This is a genomic window from Methylobacterium sp. Leaf88 (assembly GCF_001422795.1).
Taxonomy (GTDB): Bacteria; Pseudomonadota; Alphaproteobacteria; order Rhizobiales; family Beijerinckiaceae; genus Methylobacterium.
The window spans coordinates 91,878-117,479 of sequence record NZ_LMMK01000021.1; the positions used below are offsets into that span (position 1 = coordinate 91,878).

Below are 25,602 nucleotides of genomic sequence, written 5' to 3' on the forward strand. Positions count from 1 at the left end.
CGCCACGATCGCGTGTTGCCACGGCGCGGCGTTCCGCTTTAGAGCCGTCACGCACGGCCGGACCCGGACGGGGGCGGTGCCGAGAGGGTCGCATGTTCCGCAACGATGTTCCGATCACCCCCGAACTGGTCCGCCAGCACGGCCTGACGCCGGACGAGTACGCGCGCTTCCGTGGCCTGATCGGGCGCGACCCGACCTTGACCGAGCTCGGCATCGTCTCGGCGATGTGGAACGAGCACTGCTCCTACAAGTCGTCCCGCAAGCACCTGCGCGGCCTGCCGACCTCGGCGCCCTGGGTGATCCAGGGCCCGGGTGAGAACGCCGGCGTGATCGACATCGGCGACGGGCTCGCCTGCGTCTTCAAGATGGAGAGCCACAACCACCCGAGCTTCATCGAGCCCTACCAGGGCGCGACGACCGGCGTCGGCGGCATCCTGCGCGACGTGTTCACCATGGGCGCGCGCCCGATCGCCGCCCTGAACGCCCTCCGCTTCGGCTCGCCGGATCATCCGCGCACCCGCCACCTCGTCTCCGGCGTCGTCGCGGGCATCGGCGGCTACGGCAATTCCTTCGGCGTGCCGACGGTGGGCGGCGCCATGGGCTTCCACCCGCGCTACGACGGCAACATCCTCGTCAACGCCATGGCGGTGGGCCTCGCCCGCACCGACGGCATCTTCTACGCGGCCGCCACCGGCGTGGGCAATCCGATCGTCTATCTCGGGTCGAAGACCGGCCGCGACGGCATCCACGGCGCCACCATGGCGTCGGCGGAGTTCGACGACGCCTCCGAGTCGAAGCGCCCCACCGTGCAGGTCGGCGACCCCTTCGCCGAGAAGCTGCTGCTGGAGGCCTGCCTCGAGCTGATGGCCTCGGGCGCTGTGATCGCGATCCAGGACATGGGGGCCGCCGGCCTCACCTGCTCGGCCGTCGAGATGGGCGCCAAGGGCGACCTCGGCGTCGAGCTCCATATCGAGAAGGTGCCGGCCCGCGAGGCCGGCATGACCGCCTACGAGATGATGCTCTCCGAGAGCCAGGAGCGGATGCTCATGGTGCTCAAGCCCGGCATGGAGGCCGAGGCCGAGGCGATCTTCGTGAAGTGGGGCCTCGACTTCGCGATCATCGGGCACACCACCGACACGCTGCGGTTCGTCGTGAAACACGACGGCGTCGTCATGGCCGACCTGCCGATCAAGGAGCTCGGCGACGAGGCGCCACTCTACGACCGGCCCCACATCGCTAACACGCACCAGCCGGTGCTCGCCGCCGCCGACGTGCCCGAGACAGTGGGCAGCACCGAGGCCCTGAAGCGCCTGGTGGGCTCGCCCGACCTCTCGTCGAAGCGCTGGGTCTACGAGCAGTACGACCACTTCATCGGCGGCAACACGGTGCAGAAGCCGGGCGGCGACGCCGCGATCGTGCGGGTCGAGGACGGTCCGCGCGGTCTCGCCATGACCGCCGACGTCACCCCGCGCTACTGCGAGGCCGATCCGGTGGAGGGCGGCAAGCAGGCCGTGGCCGAGGCCTGGCGCAACATCACGGCGGTCGGCGGACGGCCGTTGGCCATCACCGACAACCTGAACTTCGGCAACCCGGAGAAGCCCGAGGTGATGGGCCAGCTCGTCGGCTGCCTGAAGGGCATCGGCGAGGCCTGCAGGGCCCTCGACTTCCCCGTCGTCTCCGGCAACGTCTCGCTCTACAACGAGACCAATGGCGTCGGCATCCTGCCGACCCCCACCATCGGCGGCGTCGGCGTCCTCGACGACGTCACGCGCCACGCCACCCTCGACCTCAAGCGCGCCGGCGACGTCCTGGTGCTGATCGGCGAGACCGCCGGCTGGCTCGGCCAGTCTGTCTACCTCTCGGTGATCGCCGGGCGCGAGGAAGGGGCTCCGCCCCCGGTCGACCTCGCCATCGAGAGGCGCAACGGCGACTTCGTGCGCGGGCTGATCACGTCGGGTCTCGTCGACACCGTCCACGACCTGTCCGACGGTGGCCTCGCCGTGGCGCTGGCCGAGATGGCGATGGCGGGCGGCATCGGCGCCGCCCTCCCCGAGGTGCCCCAGGGCCTGGCGACCCATGCCTACCTGTTCGGCGAGGACCAGGCCCGATACCTCCTGGCCGTCGACCCCGAGACCGCACCGGACCTGCTCTACAGCGCCTCGGCCCAGGGCATCCCGGCGGCCGTGATCGGCGTGACGGGCAACGACCATTTGACCCTGCCGCACGGCGAGACCATATCGGTGGCCACCTTGCGCGAGACCCACGAGGGCTGGCTGCCGGCCTACATGGCGAGCCAACCGGCGGGCGTCCCAGCCTGAAGCCCCCCCTTTCCGACCGTCAGGAGCCAACCCGATGCCGATGGATGCGCGCGAGATCGAGGCGATGATCCGTGAGGCGCTGCCCGACGCCCGGATCGAGATCAAGGATCTGGCCGGCGACGGAGATCACTACGCCGCCACGGTCCTGTCCACCGCCTTCAAGGGCAAGACCCGCGTCGCGCAGCACCAGATGGTCTACGGCGCGCTGCAGGGCCGGATGGGGGGCGTGCTGCACGCCCTTGCGCTCACCACGGGCGTCCCGCAGGATTGAGGTCTCCCCGGAGGCGGACCGTATGGACCAGCCGAGCCTCTACGACGACGACATCGTGACCTGGGCCGAGCAGCAGGCCTCGACCCTGCGCGCTCTCGCGCGTCGGCCGGATCTGTCGAACATCCTGGATTGGGAGAACGTCGCCGAGGAGATCGAGAGCGTGGGTCGATCCCAGGTCCAGGCCGTGGAGAGCCTGCTGGCACAGACTTTGGCGCACCTGCTGAAGCGGTTGTCCCCGCCGGACGCGGCAGCCTTCGACCACTGGTACCAGGAAGCCGGGACGTTCCAGATCGCGGCGATGAATCGATACGAGCGCTCCATGCGGCAACGCCTGGACTGGGATAAGATCTGGTCGTCTGCGCAGGCCCTGGCGAAGTTGAGACTGAGGCGCTACGGCGATACCTTGATTCCGAACCTGCCGGCGCAATGCCCACTCGGTCCGGACGAACTTCTCGTGCTTCCGTGTGATTGGGATGCGGCACTGCGTCGGATCGCAGGATCGACGGCCTTGAAATCCGCGCCGGAATCCTGAACTCAAGCGCGAGCTTCCACGACCCGAGACGAACGAGGACTCCCATGAGCGATGTCAACACCGCGATCGAGAACGAGATCAAGTCCCAGGACGTGGTCGTCTTCATGAAGGGCACGCCGCAGTTTCCCATGTGCGGTTTCTCGGGCCAGGTCGTGCAGATCCTCAATTACCTGGAAGTGCCGTTCAAGGGCGTCAACGTCCTCGACGATGCGGCGGTCCGGGACGGGATCAAGGCCTTCTCCAACTGGCCGACCATTCCGCAGATCTACGTGAAGGGCGAGTTCGTCGGCGGCTGCGACATCACCCGCGAGATGTTCCAATCGGGCGAGCTGCAGCAGTTCCTGTCCGAGAAGGGCATCCCCGTGAAGGCTCCGACCGCCGCCTGAGGCGCGCCGCCCCTGGGGAACGGAACGAGGGCGCGCGAGCGCCCTTTTTCCTGTTCCGGGGGGCCTTCACCGAACCTCCCCCCGTGTCCGACCGTTGATCCTCGGATAGGTCAGGCCGGGGAGCGGGCGATATGCGCGACGTCATCATCGTCGGCGGCGGCCCGGCGGGCCTCAACGCTGCGCTCATCCTCGGGCGCTGCCGCCGCGACGTGCTCCTCTGCGATGCCGGCCAGCCCCGCAACGCGGTCACGCCGCGGAGCTGGGGGGTCTTCACCCGAGACGGCACGCCGCCCTTGGAGCTAAGGGCCCGGGCCGAGGCCGATCTGGACCGCTATCCCACGGTGGAGCGCCGCGCGGTCGAGGTCACCCAGGCCCGGGGCTGCGACGAAGGCTTCTGCGTCACCCTGGCCGACGGCAGCCACGAGACGACGCGCAAGCTGGTGTTAGCGACGGGCCTGCATCAGGCCCTGCCCTCGGTGGCGGGCTTCGACCTCTACTGGGGCCACGGGATCCATTCCTGCCCCTATTGCGACGGCTACGAGAATCGAGACCGGCCCCTCGTCGTCTATGCCCATGGCGAAGCGGCCAAGGGCATGGCCCTCGAGTTGACCGTCTGGAGCGACGACGTCACCCTCTGCACCGATGCGCAGCCGACCGTTCTCTCCGACCACGATCGCGCGCGTCTCGCCCGCCATGGCGTCCGCATCGTCGAGACGCCGATCCGGCGCCTCGACGGCGACGGCCGCCAACCGCAGCGCCTCACCTTCGCGGACGGCACCAGCCTGCCCTGCCACGCGGTGTTCCTGATGACGATGCCGTGCGAGCCGTCCGACCTCATCACGCAGCTCGGCTGCGACCTGACCCGAAAGGGCGTGGTGCCGACGGGCGAGTACGAGACTACCAACGTGCCTGGCCTGTTCGTCGCCGGGGACGCCTCCCGCCGGGTGCAATTCGCCGTGGTCGCCGCCGCCGAGGGGGCCATGGCGGCCTTCGCGGTCAACACCGAGCTCCTGCGCGAAGACGTCGCCTGACAGACGTCGCCGGAGCGGAGTGCCGTTCCCCCGTTCAAGCCCCTGCCGAGTCCGGAGCCCGACCCGATGACCCTGCGCGTCCATCCGCACACGCCCCGCGTCGCCGTTCCCTGCCGCTGCGCACTCGGCGAGGAAGCGACCTGGGACGCCCGCTCGGGAACGCTCAGCTGGGTCGACGTCGAGACGCCGACGATCTGGCGCTACGACCCCGCGAGCGGGGCGACGCAGCGCTATCCGCAGGACGAGAAGCTTGGATTCGCGCTTCTCACGGAAGATCCCGGCACGGTGCTCGCCGGCTTCGAATCCGGCGTCGTGCGGCTTCACTTGGAGAGCGGCCGTCGGAATCCGCTGGTGGCGCCCGACGATCATCGCTCGGGCAACCGGCTCAACAGCGGCCATGTCGGACCGGACGGCGCCCTCTACTTCAGCACCATGGACGACGCCGAGGCGGAGCCCACCGGCACCTTCCACCGCTGGCACGGTGGGCGCCTCGATGCCTTCGGAGGGCGGGTCGCCGTGTCGAATGGACCGGTGATGACGGCCGACGGCAGCCGGATCTACACCGCGGATACCGCCGAAGGGGTGATCCGGGTCCATCCCATCGCGGAGGACCGTATCGGACCGCCCCGGCCCTTCGCGGCCTTCGAAGCCGATTGGGGCAAGCCGGACGGCCTGACGGTCGATGCCGCCGGGTATCTCTGGGTCTGCCATTACGGCGGATCGCGCATCACCCGCTTCGATCCGGAGGGGCAGATCGAGCGCGTGCTGCCGGTGCCCACCGCGCTCGTCACCAAATGCGCCTTCGGCGGCCCGGATCTGACGACCCTGTTCATCACCACCGCCCTGCGCGGGCGCGACCCGGCCGACGACCCGCTGGCCGGCCACCTCCTCACCGTCGAGACCGACATCCGGGGCCTTCCCGCGGCGATCTACCAGGATGCGCGAACACTGTAATCAGGTGCGCTGCCGCACCGCGTTAACCTTCGGTCCGGCGCAGAGGTGAATTAACGGTAAATAATCGTGGGCTTTCGGAACTTATTGCCGCTGTCCCCATTATCTGCCAATGACGGGTCCTGAGGCTCCCTCCGGGGGCCCTTCAGGACCTCGGGTCCGGTGACCGCCATGCCAGTGTTCGAAGCCAAGAACCTCGATTCCGACTTCGAAGGCTTTGCCTTCCTGACCGCCATCCTGCATCCGTCGGAGGAAGCGCAGACGCGGGCACTGACCCACGGGCGCAATCGCGCCGCGCGGGGGTCGATGATCGCGGATCCCCTGACGATCGAGCCCCGCTTCCCCGTGCGGAACGCCGAGACCGAGATCGAGGCCCAGGCGTCCTGACCGTGGCTCGTCAGGTCGGCCGAACTCGGCCCGGCCTCACCACGCTTGCGGCGTGATGACGCCCTGCTTGGTGACGACGACCCAGCTCTTGCCCCGCCGTTCGATGCCTTCGATGCGTCCGACACCCGGAACGGTGTCGCCCGGGCCGACCTCCACGAGGCGGCGTTTGCGATCCTCCAGGACCGCCACCCCATCGTAGACCTCCCGCACCGCCCAGCCCTCGGCGGGTGACGGCTTCGGCTTGTCCGGAAGCGCGCCCGTTTCGGTGGGCTCGGGGGCGGCAGATTTGGCGGCCTGGGGCGCGACGACGGGCGGCAGAGCCGGGGCAGCCGTGCGCTTCTCGATCTGCAGGGTGAGGGCGGCGAGGCGGGCGCTCTGGTCCTTCTCCGCCTGCTCGAGGCGGTCACCGGTGGCGGCGAGCTTCGTGGCGAGGCCCTGCTCCGCGCGGCCGAGGCGCTCGGCGAGGTTCGTATGGCGCGCCTTGGCCTCCTGGCGGCCGGCCTCCGCAATGTCCTGAAGTTGCGCGAGGCCCTTGGCCAGGCGCTCGACCTGCCGCTCAGATTCGGTGCGGCCGATCTCCATCTGGTGGCGGATCTGCGCCAGGGTCTCGCTGCCGTCCGCCCCGCGCGGGGCTGCGAGGCTCATCGCGCCGGCCCCCATGAGGGCACCGAGCCCGAGGCTTGCCGCGGCGATGGCAAGGAGACGCGGCTCGGGGCGGAGCTTCGCGGTCCAGGGGGCGCCGCCGGCGACGGACGGCGCAGCGGCCTTCTCGGCCGAGGCGCGGGCGCCGAGGATCGCTTGCTTGAGCAGGGTGTCGGGCGAGGGGTCGGCCGATGCCGCGAGGGCCTTATCCGTCATGACCAATGCTTCCTGATGGGGCAGGAAGCATTGGTTAAGGCTGTTTCTTTACGAAACCGTTACCCTGTCTGCCGCGTGGCGGGTCGTCAGGCCGCCAGCCCCCGCTGGCGCAGGAGCGGGTCGATGCTCGGCAACCGCCCCCGGAAGGCGGTGTAGGCCTCGCTCGGATCACGCAGGTTGCCGGCCCCGTACACGTATTTGCGCAGGCGCGCCGCGGTCTCCGGATGGAAGATGTCCCCGGCCTCGCGGAAGGCGTCGAAGGCGTCGGCATCGAGTACCTCGGACCAGAGGTAGCTGTAGTAGCCGGCCGCGTAGCCGTCGCCCGAGAAGATATGCGCGAAATGCGGCGTCCGGTGACGCATCGCGATCTCGGCCGGCATGGCGATGCGCCTGAGGGCGTCCGCCTCGAAGGCCGCGACGTCGAGCCCATCCTCGCCGGCGCTCGACAGGTGCAGCGTCATGTCGACGATCGCCGAGGCGGTGTACTCGATGGTGGCGAAGCCCTGGTTGAAGGTCCGGGCCGCGAGCAGGCGCTTCAGCAGGTCCTCGGGCATCGGCTCACCGGTGCGGTAGTGCCGGGCGTGCTTGCGCAGCACCTCCGGCTGTTCGAGCCAATGCTCGTAGAGCTGCGACGGCAACTCGACGAAGTCGCCCGCCACCGCGGTTCCGGCGAGCAGCGGGTAGGTCACGTCGGAGAGGAGGCCGTGCAGGGCATGGCCGAACTCGTGGAACAGCGTCCGGGCATCGTCGAAGGAGAGCAGCGTGGCCTCGCCGTCCGGCGCCTTGGCGAAGTTCATCACATTGACGATGATCGGCTTGATGTCGCCGTTGAGCCGCTCCTGCGACCGGAAGGCGCTCATCCAGGCGCCGCTGCGCTTCGTGGCGCGGGCGAAGTAGTCGCCGAGGAACAGACCGACCTCGGATCCGTCCCCGTTGCGCACGGCCCAGGCGCGCACGTCCGGGTGATAGCGCGGCACGTCGGGCAGTTCTTCGAAGCGCAGGCCGAAGAGACGCTCGGCCGTGTCGAAGGCTGCCGCGATGACGCCGTCGAGGGGCAGGTACGGCTTGATCTCGCCCTCATCGAGGTCGTGCTCGGCCCGGCGAAGCTTCTCGGCGTAGTGACGCCAGTCGTGCTTGGCGAGATCGAAGTTGTGGCCTTCCGCCTGGACCAGCGCCTGCAGCCGGTCCCGCTCGGTGGCGGCCTGGTGGTGCGCCGGCGTCCAGACGTTGCGCAGGAGGTCCATCGCCCGGTCGGGCGAGCCCGCCATCGTGTCCGAGAGCTTGAAATGGGCGAAGCTGTCGTAGCCGAGCAGTCGGGCCCGCTCGGCCCGCAGCGCGACGATCTCGGCGATGAGGCCGCGGTTGTCGGTGGCGCCGCCGCTTTCACCGCGGCGGGTCCAGGCGTCGTAGGCCTTCTCACGCAGGTCCCGGCGCGTGGAGAAGACGAGGAACGGCTCGATCAGCGAGCGCGACAGGGTGATGACGTGGCCGTGCGCGCTGGCCCGCTCCCGGGCCGCCGCCGCCGCTGCCGCGCGCAGGAAGGGCGGCAGCCCGGCGAGATCGTCCTCGGTCTCCAGGGGCAGGGCGAAACTGCTCTCGTCGGCGAGCAGGTTCTGGCTGAAGCTGGTGCCGAGCTCGGCCATGCGGGCGGCGATCTCAGCCATCCGATCCTTGGCCTCGGGCGCCAGATCGGCACCCGAGCGGCGGAAGCGGGTCCGGTAGCGGTCGAGCACCCGGCGCTCCTCCGGTCCGAGCTGCTCGGCCTCGGGATCCACCGCGGAGATGCGGGCCCAGAGGGCGGCATCGAGGTAGATCGCGCTGCCGTGGCGGGCCAGGCGCGGGGTGATGGTCCGCTCGACCGCCTGCAGCTCGGGGTTGGTGTGGCTTCCACTCAGGTTGAAGAACACCGAGGCGACGCGGTCGAGGTCGTGCCCCGCTCGCTCCAGAGCCGCGACTGTGTTGGCGAAGGTCGCCGGGGCGGTGTCGGCCGCGATGGCGTCGATCTCGGCCCGGTGGCTGGCCAGCGCCGCCTCGAAGGCCGGGAGATAATGGGCGGGCACGATGTGCTCGAACGGCGGCAGGCCGTGGGGCGTCGACCAGGCCGGGTCGGCGAAGGGGCCGATCCGCGCCGCGGCGGCGGTCGTCTCGTGAGCCATCTCCTGGGAAGCGTCGGGCGTGCCAGTGGTCATTCGCAGTCCTTCGTCCGGTTCATCGCGCGTCGCGCCGCAAGGTAAGCACCCGGGCGCGAAGCGCAAATGCGGGCCTACGCCCGCAAGCGACACGGCGTCGGTTTCGTCTATGGGTTGATGCGGTAAAGGCCCCGCGCGAACCCGCAGCGCCTCCCGACCGTTACCGGCGGTCCGGGGCCCCGGACCAGATGGAAAACGAGATGCGTCACCGACCCGCCTGTCGCCTTGCCGGAGCCGCGATCCTCGTCCTCGCCGGCCAACTCGGCCTCACGCGCGACGGTTCGGCGCAGGAGAAAGGCGTGCCGTCGGATGCGACGGCGATCCCGATGCCGCCGCCGGCGCCCCCGCCGCGCCCAACGGAGCTCGCCCCGCCGGCCCAGGTCGAAGCGCCGCGCCCACCCGAACGACCGGTGGAACTGTCGCCGCCGGCAGAGGCGGCAAAGGCGCGCGAGGCCGAACCGGTGAAGCCCACGGACGGCGGGGAAGTGCCGGCACCGCCTCCGCGACCCGCCGAACTCTCGGCCCCCGCCCTGGCCATCACCGTGGTGCCCGTCGACGACGGCGCCTGCCGGCGTCGCCTGGAGCGCCTCGGCGCACGCTTCGAGCCTCTGCCGGCCATCACGAACGGTCAGTGCGGGGCAGCCAGGCCCCTGAAGGTCACGGCGCTGGCCGACGACCTTGCCCTGGCGCCGCCGGTGACCCTGGTCTGCGAAGCCGCCGAATCCCTCGCCCGCTGGGCGACGGAGGCGCAGGCGGCCGCCGAGCGCGACCTCGGCCAGCCGCTGAAGGGGCTGACGATCGGCACCTCCTACGAATGCCGGGGCCAGAACCACGATCCCGATGCCAAGCTCAGCGAACACAGCTTCGCCAACGGCATCGACGTGATGGGCTTCACCTTCGCCAACCGCCCGGCCCTCTCGGTGCTGGCCGCGCCGGAGGGAACGCCGGAGGCGACCTTCCTGGCCGCCGTACGCGGCCGGGCCTGCGCGTTCTTCCGCACGGTCCTCGGCCCGGGCTCGGATGCGGCCCACGCCAACCACCTCCATCTCGACGAGCGGCAGCGGAATGCCGGCCACCGCCTCTGTCAGTGAAGGGCGGAACGCCGGACGGCCCCGCGCGCTTACTCCCGCGCCATCAGGCGGATAGCGCGGGAGTTCTTCGGTGATCAGGTATCCTTCGACACGCATTGGCGGCGGTCTCGCCGCCCTCGCCCTGGTCGCCCTGGCGGGCGGCGCGCAGGCCGAGACGAAGGACAAGGCGGAGGGACCAGCCCTGACGCGCGAGGCGGTGGAATCCGCAGCCCTGGCGCCGACCGGGGACGCCGCGAAGGCCGACGCCCAGGGCGGCGAACCGAAGACGGGCGCGGCGAAGAGGACGGACAGGGCCGAGTCGAAGGGCGAGGTGGCCAAGCGCAGCGGGGCGAAGCGCCCGGAGCCGGCGCTCGTGAAGGCGCAGATCCTCCTCGACCGGGCCCATTTCTCGCCCGGCGCCATCGACGGCCGGGACGGCGACAACCTGCGCGGCGCCTTGGCGGCCTTCGCCTCCGCCAACGGCCTGAAGGCCGAAACGGAGATCGCGCCCGACCTCGCCGACACGCTTCAGGCGACGAGCCGTGATCCGGTGCTCACCGAATATACCGTCACGGAGGCCGATGCGGCGGGGCCCTTCGTCGAGAAGATACCGGCGAAGATGGAGGAGCAGGCCGATCTCGACGCGCTGGGCTATACAAGCCCCCGCGAGATGCTGGCCGAGCGCTTCCACATGGCCCCGGATCTCCTCGGCGCGCTCAACCCCGACGCGGATTTCGGCAAGGCCGGTACGGTGATCCTGGTCGCCGCGGTGAAGCCGCTGGAGACCGGCAAGGCCACGACGGAGGAGAAGGCCGCGAAGAAGCAGGCGCAGGAGGCCAGCAAGACGGAATCCGGCAAGAGAGATTCCAGCGAGAGGGAGTCCAACAAGGATACCGGCAAGGCGACGGACACGAAGGGCTCGAACGCCCAGGCGGTCGATCCCGAGGCGCGCGACGCGAAGGACGTGACCCGCATCGAGGTCGACAAGGAGAGCCGCGCCGTGCGGGCCTTCGACCGGGACGGCAAACTCGTCGCGTTCTATCCGGCCTCGATCGGCAGCGAGGAGAAGCCGGCCCCGTCCGGCGAGGCGAAGGTCGAAGGCGTCGCCTACGCGCCGACCTACACCTACAATCCGAAGTACCAGTTCGCCGGCGTGAAGGCGAAGACTAAGTTCACCATCTCGCCCGGCCCCAACAATCCGGTCGGCGTGGTCTGGATCGACCTCTCGATCCCCTCCTACGGCATCCACGGCACACCGGAGCCGGAGAAAGTGGGCAAGACCGAATCCCACGGCTGCATCCGCCTGACGAACTGGGATGCGCGCGACCTCGCCAACCGCGTCAGCCGCGGCGCGCAGGTGGTGTTCAAGGACGAATAGCGCGCCACCCGCCGACGCCGGCCAGCAGCGCGGCGTCGGCCAGGAACGCCAGGGCGGCCGTGGCGGCGGTGCCCTGGAGCATCGCCACGGTGTTCTGGTTCTGCAGGCCCGACACGATGGGCGTGCCGAGGGTCGAGGCCCCCGCCAGGGCGCCGACGGCGGCGGTGGCGATGGCGAGCACCAGGGCGGTGCGCAGGGTCTCGACGATATCGGGGGCGGCCAGGGGCAGTTCGATTCGCGCCAGGACCTGGAGCCGGGTCAGGCCGATCGCCCGTCCGGCCTCGCGGACCTCCGGTGCCACCCCCGCGATGGCGCCCGCCGTCCCCCGCAGGACCGGCATGATTCCGTAGGCGACGAGGGCGAGCAGCGTCGGGGGACCTCCGAAGCCGAGGATCGGCAGGGCGAGCGCGACCACGACCACCGGGGGCACCGCCTGCGCGGCCGCCGCGAGTCCATCGATCATCGGCCGCCAGGGTTCTGCGAAGCGGCGCGTGATCAGGATGCCGAGGCCGATCCCCAGGACGGCCACGAGGGTGAGGCCGGTTCCGGCCAGGGCGAGGTGCTTCCATGCCAGGTCGAGGAGGCGCTCCACCGACAGGGGACGCCGCGCCGGCTCCCCCAGGGCCTCGGTGATCCAGCTCGCCACCCTGGGATGACTGGCCACGGCGAGGCCGAGGCCCATGAGGGCGAAGCCGAGGGCCGCAGTTCGTCGCGACCGGCTCATGCGTGCCACCGCCGCCGCGCGGCGGCCTCCACTCGGCTGAGACCGCGCTCGGTCAGCAACGAGAGCACCACGACCGGGATCGCCCCGAGGAGGATCAGGTCGGGCGCGAACTGCGCCATCCCGTCGAAGACGATGCGGCCGAGGCCGCCGGCCCCGACAAGGGCGCCGAGGGTCGCGAGGCCGAGTCCCTGCACGGCCGCCACCCGCACGGCCCCGACGAGGATCGGCGCACCGATCGGCAGACGGACCCGCGCCAGCACCTGTCCCCGCGAGAGGCCGAGGGCCTCGGCAGCCTGCAGGGTGTCGTCGTCCGGCGCCCGCAGGGCCAGGGTCAGCCCGCGCCAGAGGGACAGGGCCAGATAGGCGGCGATGGCGACGATGGCGGGGACGGGGCCCAGCGCCGAGAGACCAAGGTCCCGCAGGATCGGAACGGCGCGGAGGAGGCCCGACATCACGGCGACCATTCCCCCGAGGAGGGCCACGGCGGGCACGACTTGAATCCCGCCGAGGACCAGGGCCACCAGCCCCTGCGGGAGCAGCGACAGCCCGACCGCGAGGAGACCCGCGAGAATGAGGGCCGCGCCCGCGAGGGCGAGATGCTCCGCGAGCGCCGCGTTCACCGTCTCGCGCCGCGCCGCGTACTCGACCGCGAGCGAGAGGGCATCGAAGGCGCCCGACCACCCAAGGACGACGAACGCCAGGCCCAAGCCGAGGCCGATGGCGAGGCCGAAACCCGGTCCGCGAGACCGCCGAACCGCGAGGCCGAGGGCGCCGGCGAGGAGGAACAGGCCGAGCCAGGATCCCGATCCGAGACTGGCCCGCGCGGCGGGCGGGAGTCCGGCGAGGGACCGGGCAGCACCGGCGCCGAGGCCCTGTCCGAAGGCCAGGATGGCCAGGAGAAGCAGAAGCGTGGCGAGCGCCGCCGCCGCCCGCTTGCGCGAGACCACGAGGGCGATGGCGAGGGCGCTCATTGCGAGAACCAGGGCGCCGGTTGCGCCGAGCGCCTCCGAGCCGGTCCGTGGATCCCCGAGCGCGAGCCGGTTCCGCGCGATGGTGAGCACCGGCAGCCAGGTCAGGGCGAGCGCCAGGGCACCGAGCCAGGCGGTGCCGACGAGCAACGCGAGGACGCGCCCGATCCCGACCGTCCGCAGCGCGCTTTCCGATGTCCCCGCCGTCACGGCAGCAGGCCGTTCTCGGACAGGTAACGGGCTGCCACCGCTTCGGCCACGTCGCCGTCCACGGTGATGCGCGCGTTCAGCCGCCGCAGGGTCTCGGCGTCGAGGCGGGTGAACACGCGCGCCAGGGCGGGCGCGATCTCGGGGTGGCGGGCGAGGTCGGCCTGCCGGATCACCGGGGCCACCTCGTAGACGATCTGGGCATCCAGGGGATCGCTCATGACGACGAGGTCGAGCGCCGCGAGGGCCCCGTCGGTCCCGTAGACCATCCCGGCATTCACGCCGCTGATCCCCTGCGCGGCCGCTCGCGCCGTGACGGACGTGTCACCGCCGGGCAGGCTGATGATGCGATTCAAGGGCAGGGCGAAGCCATAGGCCGCCTCGAAGGCCGGCAGGGCCGCCGGACTCTCCACGAACTCGGTGGAGGCGGCGAGCCGAATGAGGCCGCGGCGGACCGCTCCGGCGAAGTCGGTCATCGTGGTCAGGCGCTCGCGCCGTGCCAGGTCCCCGTTGACGGCGATCAGCCACGTGTTGTTGGCCGGTGCCCGGGTCAGCCAGGCGAGGCCGCGCTCGGCGTCGCGCCGCCGGATCGTGTCGTACGCGCCCTGCGGCGACTTCCAGATCGGATCGGTCTCCGTGCCGGTGAAGAAGGCGCCGTTGCCGGTGTATTCGGGATAAATCGCGATCTCGCCGGACAGGAGGCTGTTGCGAACGATCAGGGTCGGCCCGAGTCCGAGCTTGCGCAGGACGGGCAGGTTCAGTTTCTCCAGAACCTGGGCGATCATGGCGCCGGTCAGCGCGCCCTCGGTGTCGCTCTTCGAGGCGACCACGAGGGGAGACCCGGCCGTGGCCGAGTCGGGAGCCTGCACGCCGGAGAGCGCGAGCCAGGCCATCGCGGACCGTCGCGTCCAGTCTCGCACCCCGGACCGTCCCGTTAACATAGGTTGTTGGCATTCCAGGGGGGGGCTGCCTACCGGTAGGAGTCGGTGGCGCAGAAATGTTTCAGACCGTAACATTGCTGCCCCGCAGACGGCCTTTGACGAGGTTCAGGCGCTTGACACGCCCCACGGAACGGGCGACGGCTCGCTCTGTGCCGGGCTGTTCAAAGGGCCTTGCCGGCTCGCTCAGGCCCTGCATCATTCGCATGTTGCGAGCCTGATTGCACACGGTGGGAGCGAACCCCTGAACACCTTCCGCGGAAGGCGTTCCGGATTTCCAAGTCGATCGAAGGGAAGAAGCCCCGGCGTGAGTGCTCAAGTGGACGAAGACCTTCTCAATGGGGCTCGCGTGCTTGTCGTCGAGGACGAAGCCGCGATCTCGATGCTGCTCGAAGACATGCTGCTCGATTTCGGTTGCACCGTCGTCGGCCCCGCCGCGCGTCTGTCGACCGCCCTCGAGATGGCGGAGAACGAGAGTTTCGAGGTCGCCATCCTCGACGTCAACGTGGCGGGCGAGCCGATCTATCCGGTGGCCGAAGCCATCGTGAAGCGCGACCTGCCCATCGTATTCTCGACGGGCTACGGCGGCGCCGGCATCCGTGAGCCGTTCCGCGATCGTCCGGTCGTGCAGAAGCCGTTCAGCCAAGCCGACCTCAAGCGGACGCTGATCGCAGCCGTGGCGGCCGCGCGCGCCTAAGATCATCGGATCGGAAAGGCGTCGGCCACGTGCCGGGGCCAGGCCCAGGGCGAGACGAACACCGCGTCCGCCCGAAACGTCGCCGCGTCGGTGTTCGGGTGCCGACTGATCCAGGCCCGGACAGCCCGCGAGAATCGGGCGACCTTGCGGGCGTCGATGGCGCCTTGCGCCGCCTCCAGCGTGCTGCGCGCCTTCACCTCCACGAACGCGATCGTCGCCCCGCGCCGGACGATCAGGTCGATCTCGCCCCCCGCCGCGCGAAAGCGCGACCCGAGCGGACGGTACCCCTTCAGCATCAGGGCGAGGAGCGCGAGGGTCTCGGCCGTCCGGCCGCGCAGCTCGGTGGCGCGCCGGCGCTCGGCCGCAGGGCCCTCAGGTCTCATCGTCGCGCCGGGCCAGGGCCAGGGCACGGGCATAGACGACCCGGCGGGGCTGGCCGGTCTCCTCCGCCACCAGGGTCGCGGCGTCCTTGATCGAGTGCCGGGCGAGCGCCGCCGTCAGGGCCGCATCGAGGCCCGCATCCGTCTCGGCGGCGTCGGGCACCTCGTCCTGCGTGCCGATGATCACCACCACCTCGCCCTTCGGCGCGCCCTCCTCCGCATAGAGCGCGGCGAGATCGCCGAGGCTGCCGCGCCGGATCGTTTCGTAGAGCTTGGTCAGCTCGCGGGCGACCGCTGCCGGGCGCGTGGGCCCGAGAACCTCCACGGCGTCGACCAGCATCTCGGGCAGGCGATGGGGCGATTCGAACAACACCAGGGTGCCGGGGATGCGCCCGAGCGCCTCCAGGCGGTTGCGCCGCGCGCCGGACCTGGCCGGCAGGAAGCCCTCGAAGAAGAATCGGTCGGTGGGCAGGCCGGCGGCCACGATGGCGGTCATGACCGCCGAGGGGCCCGGAATGGGCGTGACGCTGAGGCCGGCCTCGATCGCCGCCTGCACGAGCTTGAAACCCGGATCCGACACGAGGGGCGTGCCCGCGTCGGAGACCAGGGCTAGGGCCTCGCCGCCCTGCATCCGGGCGATCATCCGCTCGCGCACCGCCGCGTTGGAATGCTCGTGATAGGCCAAGAGGGGCGTGGTGATCCCGTAATGCATCAGCAGCGTGCGGGTGACGCGGGTGTCCTCGGCCAGCACCGCATCGGCGGCGGCGAGCGTCGCCAGGGCGCGGAACGAGACGTCCTTCAGGTTTCCGATCGGGGTCGCCACCACGTGGAGACCGGGCTCGATCGCCTCGGCCTCGGCGGCGAGCCCGAAGGCCGTGAAGGTGGCGGGTGGGCGGGCGCCGGGCCCCGTCGCGGCCGGGTCGCGCCGCCGCCGGGTCCGCGTGTCGATCTTCTGGGTCATGGCCGCGACCTTGCCACGATCGGGGCTCCCTGCGGAATGCTCGGCGGCGCGTCGGTTCACATTTACTTTTGGCCCCTAGGCTGCAAGCCTGGGTCGTCAGCCGGCGACAGGGGGGCCACCGATGACGCACGCCAACAGGCTGAAATCCGGGCTGGTCGGGATCTCGACCCTGCTCCTGCTCGCGGCCTGCGTCGGAGTGCCGGACGGCGGCGGCCGCGTCTCGAACCGGGTCCCGCCACCCCAGGTGGAAGGCCCGGGGGCCGACGCGCCGATTGCCGCCGCGGGGGGGCGGATCGGCACCGGATCGGTGAAGGTCGCCCTGGTGGTACCGCTCACCGGACCGGGCTCGGCGGTGGGCACGGCGATGCGCAATGCGGCCGAACTCGCCATCGAGGATTTCCAGAAGTCCGACCTGCAGATCCTGGTGAAGGACGACCGCGGCGCGCCGGACGGCGCCCGCGAGGCGGCCCAAGCCGCAGTGGCGGATGGGGCCGAGGTCGTCCTCGGCCCGCTCTTCGCCGCCAACGTCCAGGCGGCGGCCGGCGTGGTACGCGCGGCGGGCAAGCCCCTCATCGCCTTCTCGACCGATGCCGGGGTCGCGGCCCGCGGCACCTACCTCCTGAGCTTCCTGCCCCAGGCCGAGGTCGACCGGGTCGTCGACGAATCCGTCGCGTCCGGCCGCAAATCCTTCGCGGCGATGATCCCGGATTCGAGCTACGGAAACGCCGTGGAGGCGCAGTTCCGCGAGGCGGTAGCCCGCAAGGGCGCGCGCCTCGTGGCGATCGAGCGCTATCCCGTCGGCAATCCGGCCCCCGCCATCGGGCGCCTCGGCGGGCTGATCACCGGGCCGGCGGCTCAGGCCGACGCGCTGTTCCTGCCGGATACGCCGGATGGCCTCGCCACCGTTGCCCCGGCCCTGACCAAGGCCGGGTTCGCCCCCGGCCGGGTCCGGCCAATCGGCACCGCCGTCTGGAACGATCCCCGGATCTTCGCCCTGCCCGCCCTCCAGGGCGGCTGGTTCGCGGCCCCGGACGCAGCCGGCTTCACCGGCTTCTCGCAGCGTTACCAGGCGCGGTTCGGCTCGGTGCCGCCGCGCGTCGCCACCCTGGCCTACGACGCGGTCTCGCTGATGGCGGCCCTGTCGCGCCAGTTCGGCTCGCAGCGATTCGCCGACACCACGCTCACCAACCCGTCCGGCTTCTCCGGCGTCGACGGGACCTTCCGGTTCCGGCCGGACGGCCCGAGCGACCGCGCCCTGGCGGTCTACGAGATCCGTTCGGGTGCGCCGGCCATCGTCAGCCCGGCGCCGCGCACCCTCGGCCCGTCGGGCACCTGATCAGGCGGCGAGCGCGGCCACCAGCGCGTTGAGCACCGGCGCGCCGGCGGGCGTCGCGGCGATGCGGCCGCCCGCATGTCGGGCGATAAGCCCCTCGGCGACGAGGCCGTCGATCCGCCCCGGGTCGAGGGCCCTCCCCTTCAGGGCGGCGTAGCGCGCGGGGTCGATGCCTTCGCGCAGGCGCAGACCCATCATCAGGAACTCGTCGCCCTGGTCCGAGGCGGCCAGCGTCTCGGTCTCGACGATGCCGTGACCCTGCCCCTCCACCCGGGCGAGCCAGGCTTCCGGCGCCCGCTCGGTGACGGTGCCGATCCGGCCTGCCGCTTCGACGAGGCGTCCGTGGGCGCCGGGGCCGATTCCCGCATATTCGCCGTAGCGCCAGTACAGGAGGTTGTGCCGGGATTCCGCACCGGGCCGGGCGTGGTTGGAGATCTCGTAGGCCGGCAAGCCGGCCCGGTCGCAGACCTCCTGGGTCACGTCGTAGAGGGCACGCGCGGCATCGTCGTCCGGCGGCACCAGCTTGCCGGCGGCGGCGAGGCCGTAGAACGGCGTGCCCGGTTCGATGGTGAGCTGGTAGAGCGACAGGTGCTCCGCCGCCCGGGCGATGGCACCTTCGAGTTCGGCCCGCCACGCGGCCGGGCCCTGGTCGGGCCGGGCATAGATCAGGTCGAAGGAGTAGCGCTCGAAATGCGCCGCCGCGACCCGCACCGCCGCCATGGCCTCGGCTGCGCTGTGCAGGCGGCCGAGTTGCTTCAGGGCGGCGTCGTCCATGGCCTGGACGCCGAGGGAGACGCGGTTGACCCCGGCGGTGCGGTAGCCGCGGAAGCGCTCCGCTTCGACGCTGGTGGGATTGGCTTCCAGGGTGATCTCGACGTCGGGCGTCACGGTCCAGGCGCCGCCGATGGCGTCGAGCAGGCCCGCCACGGTGGCGGGCTGCATCAGGGAGGGCGTGCCGCCGCCGAGGAAGACGCTCGATACCGTCCGTCCGGGCGTGCGCGCCGCCACATGGGCGATCTCGGCCCGGAAGGCGTCCAGGAAGCGGCCCTCGTCCACGGGCGCGTGGCGCACGTGGCTGTTGAAGTCGCAATACGGGCACTTCGCGGCGCAGAAGGGCCAGTGGACATAGACCCCGAACCCCGCATCGCGGGTCGGGTGGTCCGGGCCTGTCGGTTCGGTCATGACGCGGATGTGCGCGCGGGACCGCCGTTTGGCAATCCCGCGGCCGGTCTCAAGGGCGCCGCAGGCAGTTTACGGACGCCGCAGGCAGGTCTGGGCCAGGAGTACGAAGGCGCGGGCGCGATGCGACAGGGCGTTGCCGGTCTGCCAGTCGACGCCGTGCTTCTCCGCGGAGGAGATCTCCCCGAAGGTGCGGTGGTCGCCGTCGGGCTGGAACATCGGGTCGTAGCCGAACCCGCTCGCGCCGCGCGGCGGCACGAGTTCGCCGAAGACCCGGCCCTCGAAGGTCTCGGTGTGGCCGTCCGGCCAGGCGATCACCAGGGCGGAGACGAAGTGCGCCCGCCGGGTGGTGGCGCCGCGCTTGTCGAGTTCCGCGGCAATACGGGCCATGGCGCCGGTGAAATCCTTGGACGGCCCGGCCCAGCGGGCCGAGAACAGCCCGGGTGCCCCGTCGAGGGCGTTGACGCAGAGGCCGGAATCGTCGGCGAAGGCCGGCAGGCCCGAGGCCATCGCGGCGGCGTGCGCCTTGATGGCCGCGTTCTCGGCGAACATCGTCCCGGTCTCGTCCGGCTCGGGCAGGCCGAGTTCGCCGGCCGAGACCGCGTCGACGCCGAACGGCGCCAGCAACTCGCGCATTTCAACGAGCTTGCCGGCATTGTGGGTCGCAATGACGACGCGACCCGTGAGGATGCGGTGCTCGCTCATGCGGAGACTCCCTGCGCCACGGCCTGCTTCTGGAGGGCAACGAGGGACTGGATGCCGCTTTTGGCGAGGCGCATCAGCTCGAACAGCTCCTCCTCCGAGAACGGCTTGCCCTCGGCGGTACCCTGGACCTCGACGAGGCCCCCGGTGCCCGTGATGACGAAGTTGGCGTCGGTCTCGGCCGCGGAATCCTCCAAATAGTCGAGGTCGAGGACGGGCTTGCCCTTGTAGATGCCGCAGGAGACCGCCGCCACGTGGTCGCGCAGGGGGTCGACCGAGATGATCGAGCGGCCGCGCATCCAGGTGAAGCACTCGTGCAGGGCGACCCAGGCGCCGGTGATCGCCGCGGTGCGGGTGCCGCCATCGGCCTGGATCACGTCGCAATCGACGGTGATCTGGCGCTCGCCGATCGCCGGCAGGTTGGTCACGGCGCGCAGGGAGCGGCCGATCAGGCGCTGGATCTCCTGGGTGCGTCCGGAGGGCTTGCCGGCCGTCACCTCGCGCCGGGTGCGCGCGTGAGTGGCGCGCGGCAGCATGGCGTATTCCGCGGTGACCCAGCCCTTGCCGGAGCCGCGCAGCCAGCCAGGGCCGCGCTCTTCCAGGGTGGCCGTGCACAGCACCTTGGTGTCGCCGAAGCTGACGAGGCATGAGCCTTCGGCGTGGCGGGAGACGGCGCGCTCCAGGGTGACCATGCGCAGTTCGTCGTTCGCGCGCTTCGAGGGCCGCATGCCGCTCTCCTTACCGGTGTCGATGGAGTGCGGCTTTACGGTTCCGGCCCCCGCCCGGCAAGCGAGGTCGGGCGGATTGCCGGCGCCGCCGGTGAGCCCGAGGTGCGGAACGCCTTCCGCGGCCAAGCGGTTTCTCGTATTCTCCATGCGTCCGCCAGGGGCGACGGTGGACGGCATTGTGTAAAGCACGGGAGACCGTCACACTCTCCGCCTCAGGAATGGAATGTGACCGAGCCCGCCCGCCCCTTCTCCACATCGCAGCAGATGCAGGTTCTCAGCGCGCTGAACGAACGCTCGCGTGAAATCTTCCGGCAGATCGTCGAGAGCTATCTGACGACCGGCGAGCCGGTCGGCTCGCGTAACCTCGCGCGCATCCTGCCCATGGCCCTGTCGCCGGCCTCGATCCGGAACGTCATGGCGGATCTCGAGCATTCCGGGCTGATCTTCGCACCCCACGCCTCGGCCGGCCGTCTGCCCACGGAGCAGGGCCTGCGCTTTTTCGTCGATGCGATGCTGGAGCTCGGCGATGTCGGGCGTGAGGAGCAGGAGCGGATCGAGGCGCAGATGCGCGCGGCCGCCTCGGGCCATACCTTCGATTCCGCCCTGGCCGAGGCCTCGATGCTGCTCTCAGGGATCTCCCGTGGGGCCGGCGTGGTGCTTACCACCAAGACCAATGTCCACCTGAAGCATATCGAGTTCGTCCGCCTCGACCCGACCCGGGCGCTGGTCGTCCTGGTCTCCGACGACGGTTCGGTGGAGAACCGCCTCCTCGACCTGCCGGCGGGCCTGCCGGCGGGGGCTCTCCAGGAGGCCTCGAACTACCTGAACGCCCGGCTCCAGGGCCGGACCCTGGGGACGCTCCGCGCCGAGATCGAGTCGGGCCGGCAAGCGATGAAGCGCGAACTCGACGTGATCACCGAGCGCCTCGTGGATGCCGGCCTCGCCGTCAGCGTCGGCCCCTCGGATGCCCGGCAGCTCATCGTGCGCGGTCAGGCCAATCTCCTGGACGACCTGCGGGCCGCCGAGGATCTCGACCGCATCCGCCTGCTGTTTAACGACCTCGAGACCCAGAAGGACGTGATCGAACTCCTGTCCCGGGCCGAGGGCGGCGAGGGCGTGCGCATCTTCATCGGCTCGGAGAACAAGCTCTTCTCGCTCTCAGGCTCCTCGATGATCGCGGCTCCGTTCCGCGACGGGTCGCAGAAGATCGTCGGCGTGGTGGGGGTCATCGGCCCGACGCGCCTGAACTATGCCCGCATCGTGCCGATGGTCGACTACACCGCACGGGTGGTCTCCGGCCTCCTCGACCGCAAGCGCTGAGCGGAAAACGCGAAGGGGCGGAGCCTGAAGCCCCGCCCCCGACGCGGTTCCGATCGCTCGGGTCAGCCGCGGATCACGTCGACGATCTCGTAGGTGTCGGGATCGACGATGACGATGTCGTCGTCCACCAGCACGTAGCGGTAGTCCTCGTATTCCGGCGCGATCCGGACGATGTCCGGCGGCAGGTCGTAGAGGGTGTAGCTGCGGGCGATGGCCGTGCCGACGGTGAGCGCGAAGGCGCCGGCGGCGAGGCGTGGGATGCCCCGGCGGAACACGCTCTGGCGGAACTCGGTGCGCTGCGGCGCCCCCAGGCGGCCATAGGCGCCGCGGACGGCGCCGCGATCGCCACGGTCGCCGCGACCACCCCGGCCCTCGCGCTCGACGCGGCCGTCGCGACCGCCGCGCTCATCGCGGTCGGCCCGTCCACCGCGCTCCTCGCGGCCGTCGCGATCAGCCTTGCCGCCCCGATCGCCCTTGCCGTCGCGGTCCGCCTTGCCGTCGCGATCTCCCTTGCCGTCCCGGTCGCCCCGGCCGTCTCGTGCCGCGGCGCCACCGTCCTCGCGGCCGCCGCGCTCTCCGGCCGCCTGACCCGGACGACCGTCCTGGCGCCCTGCGCCACCCTCGGCGCCACGGCCACCGGCCTCGCCGCGCTGGGCACCACCGGCCGGACCGGCCCCGGTCTCCGCACCGCCGGCGCCGCCGCGCGTGCCTGCGCCGCCAGCCGCACCGCCGGCTTCGCCGCCCCGCATGCCGGCGCCACCGCCCGCACCGCCACCGGCGCCACCGCGCATTCCGCCGGCACCACCCGCACCCGGACCCGCGCCACCGGCGCCGCCGCCCGCGCCCATACCGGCGCCGCCACCCCCGGCACCGCCCGCGCCGCCCCCGGCACCGCCTGCCCCGCCACCAGCGCCGCCGCCCGGCCCGCCCTGCGCGAACGCGCTCGCTGCGCCGATCACCAGGGCCGCCGCCGTCACCGTGCTCCGAAAGAGCTTGCTCATGGGATCGTTTCCACTCTCGTTGTTGTCGGACGCCGCTTGACGTCGATGCCGTCCGCAACGAGGATCTTCGAGAAACCGTTCCCGGATTTCTTGCGCTGATCTTGCTGCTGATCGCGATCAGCCTATTGACTCGGTACAGCCAAGCTCAGGGGCACGTCTTCCACAGCGTGGTTTCATCGTCATCTTGGCCGTGTCCGACAACCCGCTGATCGCTCTTTGGAAATCGCGTTCGAGGCGATAACGTCCCCGTCAAGCAAGCCGTGGAACGGCATTGTTCAGAGCACAGGGATGAGACGTATGACAGGTGGGGCCGGGACCATTCCGACCAAGGCGGAGGACGCCGCGGACAACCGACGCCGGATCAAGGCGATCGTCGCCTCCTCGTCGGGCAATCTCGTCGAATGGTTCGATTTCTACTGCTACGCGTTCTTCGCGCTCTACTTCGCACCGGTGTTCTTTCCCGCCGGTGACAGCACCAGTCAGCTCCTGCAATCGGCCGCTGTGTTCGCGGTGGGCTTCTTCATGCGCCCGATCGGCGGCTGGCTGTTTGGGCGCATCGCCGACCGCCTCGGCCGCAAGACCTCGATGCTGATCTCGGTGCTGATGATGTGCGCCGGGTCGCTGATGATCGCGGTGCTGCCGACCTACGCCACGGTCGGGCAGCTCGCGCCGGCCCTGCTGCTGCTCGCCCGGATGATCCAGGGCCTGTCGGTGGGCGGTGAGTACGGCACCAGCGCCACCTACATGAGCGAGATCGCCGTGAAGGGCCGTCGCGGCTTCTTCGCCTCCTTCCAGTACGTCACCCTGATCGGCGGCCAGCTCCTCGCCTCGCTGGTGCTGATCATCCTCCAGAGCTTCCTCACCGCGCAGGAACTGACGGCCTGGGGCTGGCGCATCCCGTTCGTCATCGGCGCCATTGCGGCGGTTGTCGCGCTCTACCTGCGTTCGTCGCTGGCCGAGACGGCGACCAAGGAAGACATGGCCAAGAAGGATTCCGGCACCTTCGCGGCCCTGTTCAAGCACTGGCGCGCCTTCTGCGTGGTGCTGGCCTACACCGCCGGCGGCTCGTTGAGCTTCTACACCTTCACCACCTACATGCCGAAGTACCTCTTCAACACGGCGCATATCGACAAGGTCACGGCCTCGCAGATCTCCACCGCCGCCCTGTTCATCTACATGATCATCCAGCCATTCTTCGGCTGGTTGTCGGACCGGATCGGGCGCAAGGCCAACATGCTGCTCTACAGCGGCCTCGGGACCCTGATGGTGGTGCCGCTGATGACCGCCATCGGGTCCACGCAGAACGCGGTCCTGTCCTTCGCGCTGATCATGGTCGGCCTGATCGTGATCAGTTTCTACACCGGCATCAGCGGCATCGTGAAAGCCGAGCTGTTCCCGACGCAGGTGCGGGCCCTGGGCGTCGGCCTCTCCTACGCCATCGCCAATTCGCTGTTCGGCGGCACCGCCGAGATGGTCGCGCTCTACCTGAAGCAGGTCGGCTCCGAGAGCACGTTCTTCTGGTACGTGACCGTCATGCTCGGCGTCGCCTTCATCGGCTCGCTGATCATGCCGAACCCGAAGCGTCACGGCTACCTCGACGGCGACGGCACCGTCGAGGAAGCGCTGACGCGCAAGTCCCGCCTCTCGGCCGCCTGAGCCGTTTCCTCCTCGGGCGAACGACCGGCACGCGGTGAGCGATCACCGCGTGCTTTTTTGTGCCGCCGGCATCCGACTCGGAAACGGCTTGATGCACCTCCGCGTCTGGGCTGCTGTCAACGAATATTTGATGAACTGAACCTGACCAAACTTTAAGATGACATCTCGATTGGCCAAGACCACATTTGCTTCAGAAGAGATCGCCGGCGCAGGGAGATCAGTTCGATCCACGATCCAGGCGCGGCTCTTCTTCGGAGGCAGTGTGATGAATAAGACAAGAACAGTTGCCGCTTTCCTTGCCGCAACCTCGCTCCTCAGCGGTGTGGCACTGGCCAACGATGCGGTGAAGCCCGCGACGGCTCCGCCGGTGACGGCCGCGCAGCAGGCGGCGGACAGAGACGTGGGCAAGCTGTCGAAGGACGGCGCCCAGGCCTTCCGCGACCTGCACCTCGCCCGCATCGCCATCTTCGACGCCGATCCGACCCTCGCCAAGACTTTGATCGGCAAGGCGCAGGCGTCGCTCGCCAAGGCCAAGACCGACGAGGCGATCTACACAAAGGCGGAAGCGGACCTGCGGAGCCCCGACAAGCACGCCGCGATGGCGAAGGCTTCCGATGCGAAGGCTTCCGATGCGAAGGCGGCCGATGCCAAGACCGCGGAGGCGAAGGCATCCACGCAGCCCACGGCCTGGCTGCCCGTCGACGGCCAGCTGACGCTCGGCGAGGATTTCGTCGCCACGCCGACCAAGGCGGCCGCCGTGGCGACCGCGAACAAGAGCCTCGAGAAGGGTGATCGCAAGTCGGCCATCGACCAGCTCAAGCTCGCCGGCGTCGACATGAACTTCGTCCTGGCCGTCGTGCCGCTGAACCAGACGACCACCGATGTCGATCAGGCGGCGAGCCTGATCGGACAAGGCAAGTATTACGAGGGCAACGCCCTCCTGAAGAAGGTGGAGGACGGCGTGCGCTTCGACGTGGTGAACGTGCTCGGAACCCCGCAGAAGGCGCCGGCATCCGCGGCGACGACGGGTTCGACCGCCGTCCCCAAGTGATCCTTCACTCGAGTGACCCTTCTGTCGAGTGACCCCTGATGAAGGGGCCCTCGACGAAGGGACCCTCTGATCGAGTGATCCCCTGATCCGACCCTGCCGGCGCCGCGTCCCGCCCAGGACCCGGCGTCGGCCCTTGCGCGGCCGCGGCGCGGCGCCCGGATCTCCTGCGTGGGAGGCGTTTCGTGATGAGTATCGGGATCAGCCTCGGGCTTCTGCTCTCCGCCGTCGTCACCGGTTTCGGCCTCGTGCTGGCCGCCGGCTTCGCCGGTCATCCGGTCGACGGGCAGGTGCCGAGCGACTGGGGCTGGAGCCTCCTGATGATGGGCGGGGCCAGCCTCTTCGCCTTCGGCTATGCCGGCTGGCGCCGGGCCACGGGGCGTCCGTGA

The 25,602-nt window shown here is 70.5% G+C and carries 26 protein-coding genes; 15 read left to right on the forward strand and 11 right to left on the reverse strand.

What is annotated here, in order from left to right; translation table 11 throughout:
• Window positions 1-92 precede the first annotated feature (92 nt).
• The 7 genes from purL to ASF20_RS13145 all read left to right on the forward strand — a co-directional run bounded on the left by purL (window position 93) and on the right by ASF20_RS13145 (window position 5,876).
• Entirely contained in the window at window positions 93-2,318 is a 2,226-nt protein-coding gene (gene purL, locus ASF20_RS13115; protein WP_056274778.1) for a phosphoribosylformylglycinamidine synthase subunit PurL, read from the forward strand.
• A gap of 34 nt (window positions 2,319-2,352) precedes the next feature.
• Window positions 2,353-2,589: a BolA family transcriptional regulator gene (locus ASF20_RS13120; RefSeq protein ID WP_056222722.1), complete on the forward strand. Its 237-nt coding sequence runs from the start codon at window positions 2,353-2,355 to the stop codon at window positions 2,587-2,589.
• Between the two features lie 22 nt (window positions 2,590-2,611).
• Complete coding sequence (locus tag ASF20_RS13125) at window positions 2,612-3,121, forward strand: DUF29 domain-containing protein (RefSeq protein ID WP_056274780.1); 510 nt, start codon at window positions 2,612-2,614, stop codon at window positions 3,119-3,121.
• A 44-nt stretch (window positions 3,122-3,165) separates the two neighbouring features.
• The gene (grxD, locus tag ASF20_RS13130; RefSeq protein ID WP_056222726.1) at window positions 3,166-3,507 is read left to right on the forward strand and encodes a Grx4 family monothiol glutaredoxin; all 342 of its coding nucleotides are present in this window, start codon (window positions 3,166-3,168) and stop codon (window positions 3,505-3,507) included.
• 131 nt (window positions 3,508-3,638) lie between these two features.
• Window positions 3,639-4,538 (forward strand): NAD(P)/FAD-dependent oxidoreductase, encoded by a 900-nt coding sequence (locus ASF20_RS13135; protein WP_056274781.1) that lies wholly within the window; start codon window positions 3,639-3,641, stop codon window positions 4,536-4,538.
• A 66-nt stretch (window positions 4,539-4,604) separates the two neighbouring features.
• Window positions 4,605-5,492, forward strand: a complete 888-nt coding sequence (locus tag ASF20_RS13140; RefSeq protein WP_056274783.1) for an SMP-30/gluconolactonase/LRE family protein — start codon at window positions 4,605-4,607, stop codon at window positions 5,490-5,492.
• 168 nt (window positions 5,493-5,660) lie between these two features.
• Entirely contained in the window at window positions 5,661-5,876 is a 216-nt protein-coding gene (locus tag ASF20_RS13145; protein ID WP_056274876.1) for a hypothetical protein, read from the forward strand.
• A 36-nt stretch (window positions 5,877-5,912) separates the two neighbouring features.
• Here the strand turns inward: ASF20_RS13145 and ASF20_RS13150 are convergent, their stop codons facing one another.
• Both ASF20_RS13150 and ASF20_RS13155 read right to left on the reverse strand, forming a co-directional pair.
• On the reverse strand, window positions 5,913-6,734 hold the full coding sequence (locus ASF20_RS13150) for a hypothetical protein (RefSeq protein WP_056274785.1): 822 nt from the start codon (window positions 6,732-6,734) through the stop codon (window positions 5,913-5,915).
• Between the two features lie 86 nt (window positions 6,735-6,820).
• Window positions 6,821-8,890, reverse strand: a complete 2,070-nt coding sequence (locus ASF20_RS13155) for a M3 family metallopeptidase (protein WP_056274878.1) — start codon at window positions 8,888-8,890, stop codon at window positions 6,821-6,823.
• A 359-nt stretch (window positions 8,891-9,249) separates the two neighbouring features.
• Here ASF20_RS13155 and ASF20_RS13160 point away from each other — a divergent pair, with 359 nt between their 5' ends.
• Together ASF20_RS13160 and ASF20_RS23375 are read left to right on the forward strand one after the other, a co-directional pair.
• Window positions 9,250-10,014 (forward strand): extensin family protein, encoded by a 765-nt coding sequence (locus ASF20_RS13160; protein WP_156648064.1) that lies wholly within the window; start codon window positions 9,250-9,252, stop codon window positions 10,012-10,014.
• A 310-nt stretch (window positions 10,015-10,324) separates the two neighbouring features.
• On the forward strand, window positions 10,325-11,371 hold the full coding sequence (locus ASF20_RS23375; protein ID WP_244476431.1) for a L,D-transpeptidase: 1,047 nt from the start codon (window positions 10,325-10,327) through the stop codon (window positions 11,369-11,371).
• Here the strand turns inward: ASF20_RS23375 and ASF20_RS13170 are convergent.
• From ASF20_RS13170 to ASF20_RS13180, 3 genes are read right to left on the reverse strand one after another with little or no spacing between them, the layout of a single operon-like run.
• Window positions 11,358-12,095, reverse strand: a complete 738-nt coding sequence (locus ASF20_RS13170) for an ABC transporter permease subunit (protein WP_056274787.1) — start codon at window positions 12,093-12,095, stop codon at window positions 11,358-11,360. The two genes, ASF20_RS23375 and ASF20_RS13170, sit on opposite strands and share 14 nt — an antisense overlap.
• Window positions 12,092-13,273, reverse strand: a complete 1,182-nt coding sequence (locus ASF20_RS13175; RefSeq protein ID WP_082501328.1) for an ABC transporter permease subunit — start codon at window positions 13,271-13,273, stop codon at window positions 12,092-12,094. Before ASF20_RS13175 ends, ASF20_RS13170 begins: the two co-directional genes overlap by 4 nt.
• Window positions 13,270-14,163, reverse strand: a complete 894-nt coding sequence (locus tag ASF20_RS13180) for a glycine betaine ABC transporter substrate-binding protein (RefSeq protein ID WP_082501329.1) — start codon at window positions 14,161-14,163, stop codon at window positions 13,270-13,272. Before ASF20_RS13180 ends, ASF20_RS13175 begins: the two co-directional genes overlap by 4 nt.
• Window positions 14,164-14,515: 352 nt before the next feature.
• On the opposite strand from ASF20_RS13180, the gene ASF20_RS13185 reads away from it, so the two are divergent.
• Window positions 14,516-14,905, forward strand: coding sequence for a response regulator (locus ASF20_RS13185; protein ID WP_056222745.1), 390 nt, complete (start codon window positions 14,516-14,518; stop codon window positions 14,903-14,905).
• Window positions 14,906-14,907: 2 nt separating this feature from the next.
• Here the strand turns inward: ASF20_RS13185 and ASF20_RS13190 are convergent, their stop codons facing one another.
• Window positions 14,908-15,288 (reverse strand): YraN family protein, encoded by a 381-nt coding sequence (locus ASF20_RS13190; RefSeq protein ID WP_056223020.1) that lies wholly within the window; start codon window positions 15,286-15,288, stop codon window positions 14,908-14,910.
• A complete protein-coding gene (gene rsmI / locus ASF20_RS13195; RefSeq protein ID WP_056274791.1) occupies window positions 15,278-16,246 on the reverse strand; it encodes a 16S rRNA (cytidine(1402)-2'-O)-methyltransferase in 969 nt (322 codons plus the stop codon). Before rsmI ends, ASF20_RS13190 begins: the two co-directional genes overlap by 11 nt.
• 121 nt (window positions 16,247-16,367) lie before the next feature.
• On the opposite strand from rsmI, the gene ASF20_RS13200 reads away from it, so the two are divergent.
• A complete protein-coding gene (locus ASF20_RS13200; RefSeq protein WP_056274793.1) occupies window positions 16,368-17,582 on the forward strand; it encodes a penicillin-binding protein activator in 1,215 nt (404 codons plus the stop codon).
• Here ASF20_RS13200 and hemW read toward each other — a convergent pair whose 3' ends face one another.
• The 3 genes from hemW to rph all read right to left on the reverse strand — a co-directional run bounded on the left by hemW (window position 17,583) and on the right by rph (window position 20,188).
• Window positions 17,583-18,761 carry a radical SAM family heme chaperone HemW gene (hemW, locus tag ASF20_RS13205; protein WP_056274794.1) on the reverse strand — a complete coding sequence of 393 codons (1,179 nt, stop codon included), beginning with the start codon at window positions 18,759-18,761 and terminating at the stop codon, window positions 17,583-17,585.
• A gap of 69 nt (window positions 18,762-18,830) precedes the next feature.
• Entirely contained in the window at window positions 18,831-19,463 is a 633-nt protein-coding gene (gene rdgB / locus ASF20_RS13210) for an RdgB/HAM1 family non-canonical purine NTP pyrophosphatase (protein WP_056274796.1), read from the reverse strand.
• Window positions 19,460-20,188, reverse strand: coding sequence for a ribonuclease PH (rph, locus tag ASF20_RS13215; protein WP_056274885.1), 729 nt, complete (start codon window positions 20,186-20,188; stop codon window positions 19,460-19,462). Before rph ends, rdgB begins: the two co-directional genes overlap by 4 nt.
• A gap of 264 nt (window positions 20,189-20,452) precedes the next feature.
• Between rph and hrcA the strand changes: the two genes are divergently transcribed.
• Window positions 20,453-21,508, forward strand: coding sequence for a heat-inducible transcriptional repressor HrcA (gene hrcA, locus ASF20_RS13220; protein ID WP_200917560.1), 1,056 nt, complete (start codon window positions 20,453-20,455; stop codon window positions 21,506-21,508).
• A 62-nt stretch (window positions 21,509-21,570) separates the two neighbouring features.
• On the opposite strand, the gene ASF20_RS13225 is transcribed toward hrcA, so the two are convergent.
• Window positions 21,571-22,509 carry a DUF1236 domain-containing protein gene (locus ASF20_RS13225; RefSeq protein WP_056222764.1) on the reverse strand — a complete coding sequence of 313 codons (939 nt, stop codon included), beginning with the start codon at window positions 22,507-22,509 and terminating at the stop codon, window positions 21,571-21,573.
• 288 nt (window positions 22,510-22,797) lie between these two features.
• Here ASF20_RS13225 and ASF20_RS13230 point away from each other — a divergent pair, with 288 nt between their 5' ends.
• From ASF20_RS13230 to ASF20_RS13240, 3 genes are all read left to right on the forward strand, one after another.
• Window positions 22,798-24,165 (forward strand): MFS family transporter, encoded by a 1,368-nt coding sequence (locus ASF20_RS13230; RefSeq protein WP_280136499.1) that lies wholly within the window; start codon window positions 22,798-22,800, stop codon window positions 24,163-24,165.
• Window positions 24,166-24,430: 265 nt separating this feature from the next.
• Window positions 24,431-25,216 (forward strand): YfdX family protein, encoded by a 786-nt coding sequence (locus ASF20_RS13235; RefSeq protein ID WP_056274800.1) that lies wholly within the window; start codon window positions 24,431-24,433, stop codon window positions 25,214-25,216.
• A 185-nt stretch (window positions 25,217-25,401) separates the two neighbouring features.
• The gene (locus ASF20_RS13240; protein WP_056274802.1) at window positions 25,402-25,602 is read left to right on the forward strand and encodes a hypothetical protein; all 201 of its coding nucleotides are present in this window, start codon (window positions 25,402-25,404) and stop codon (window positions 25,600-25,602) included.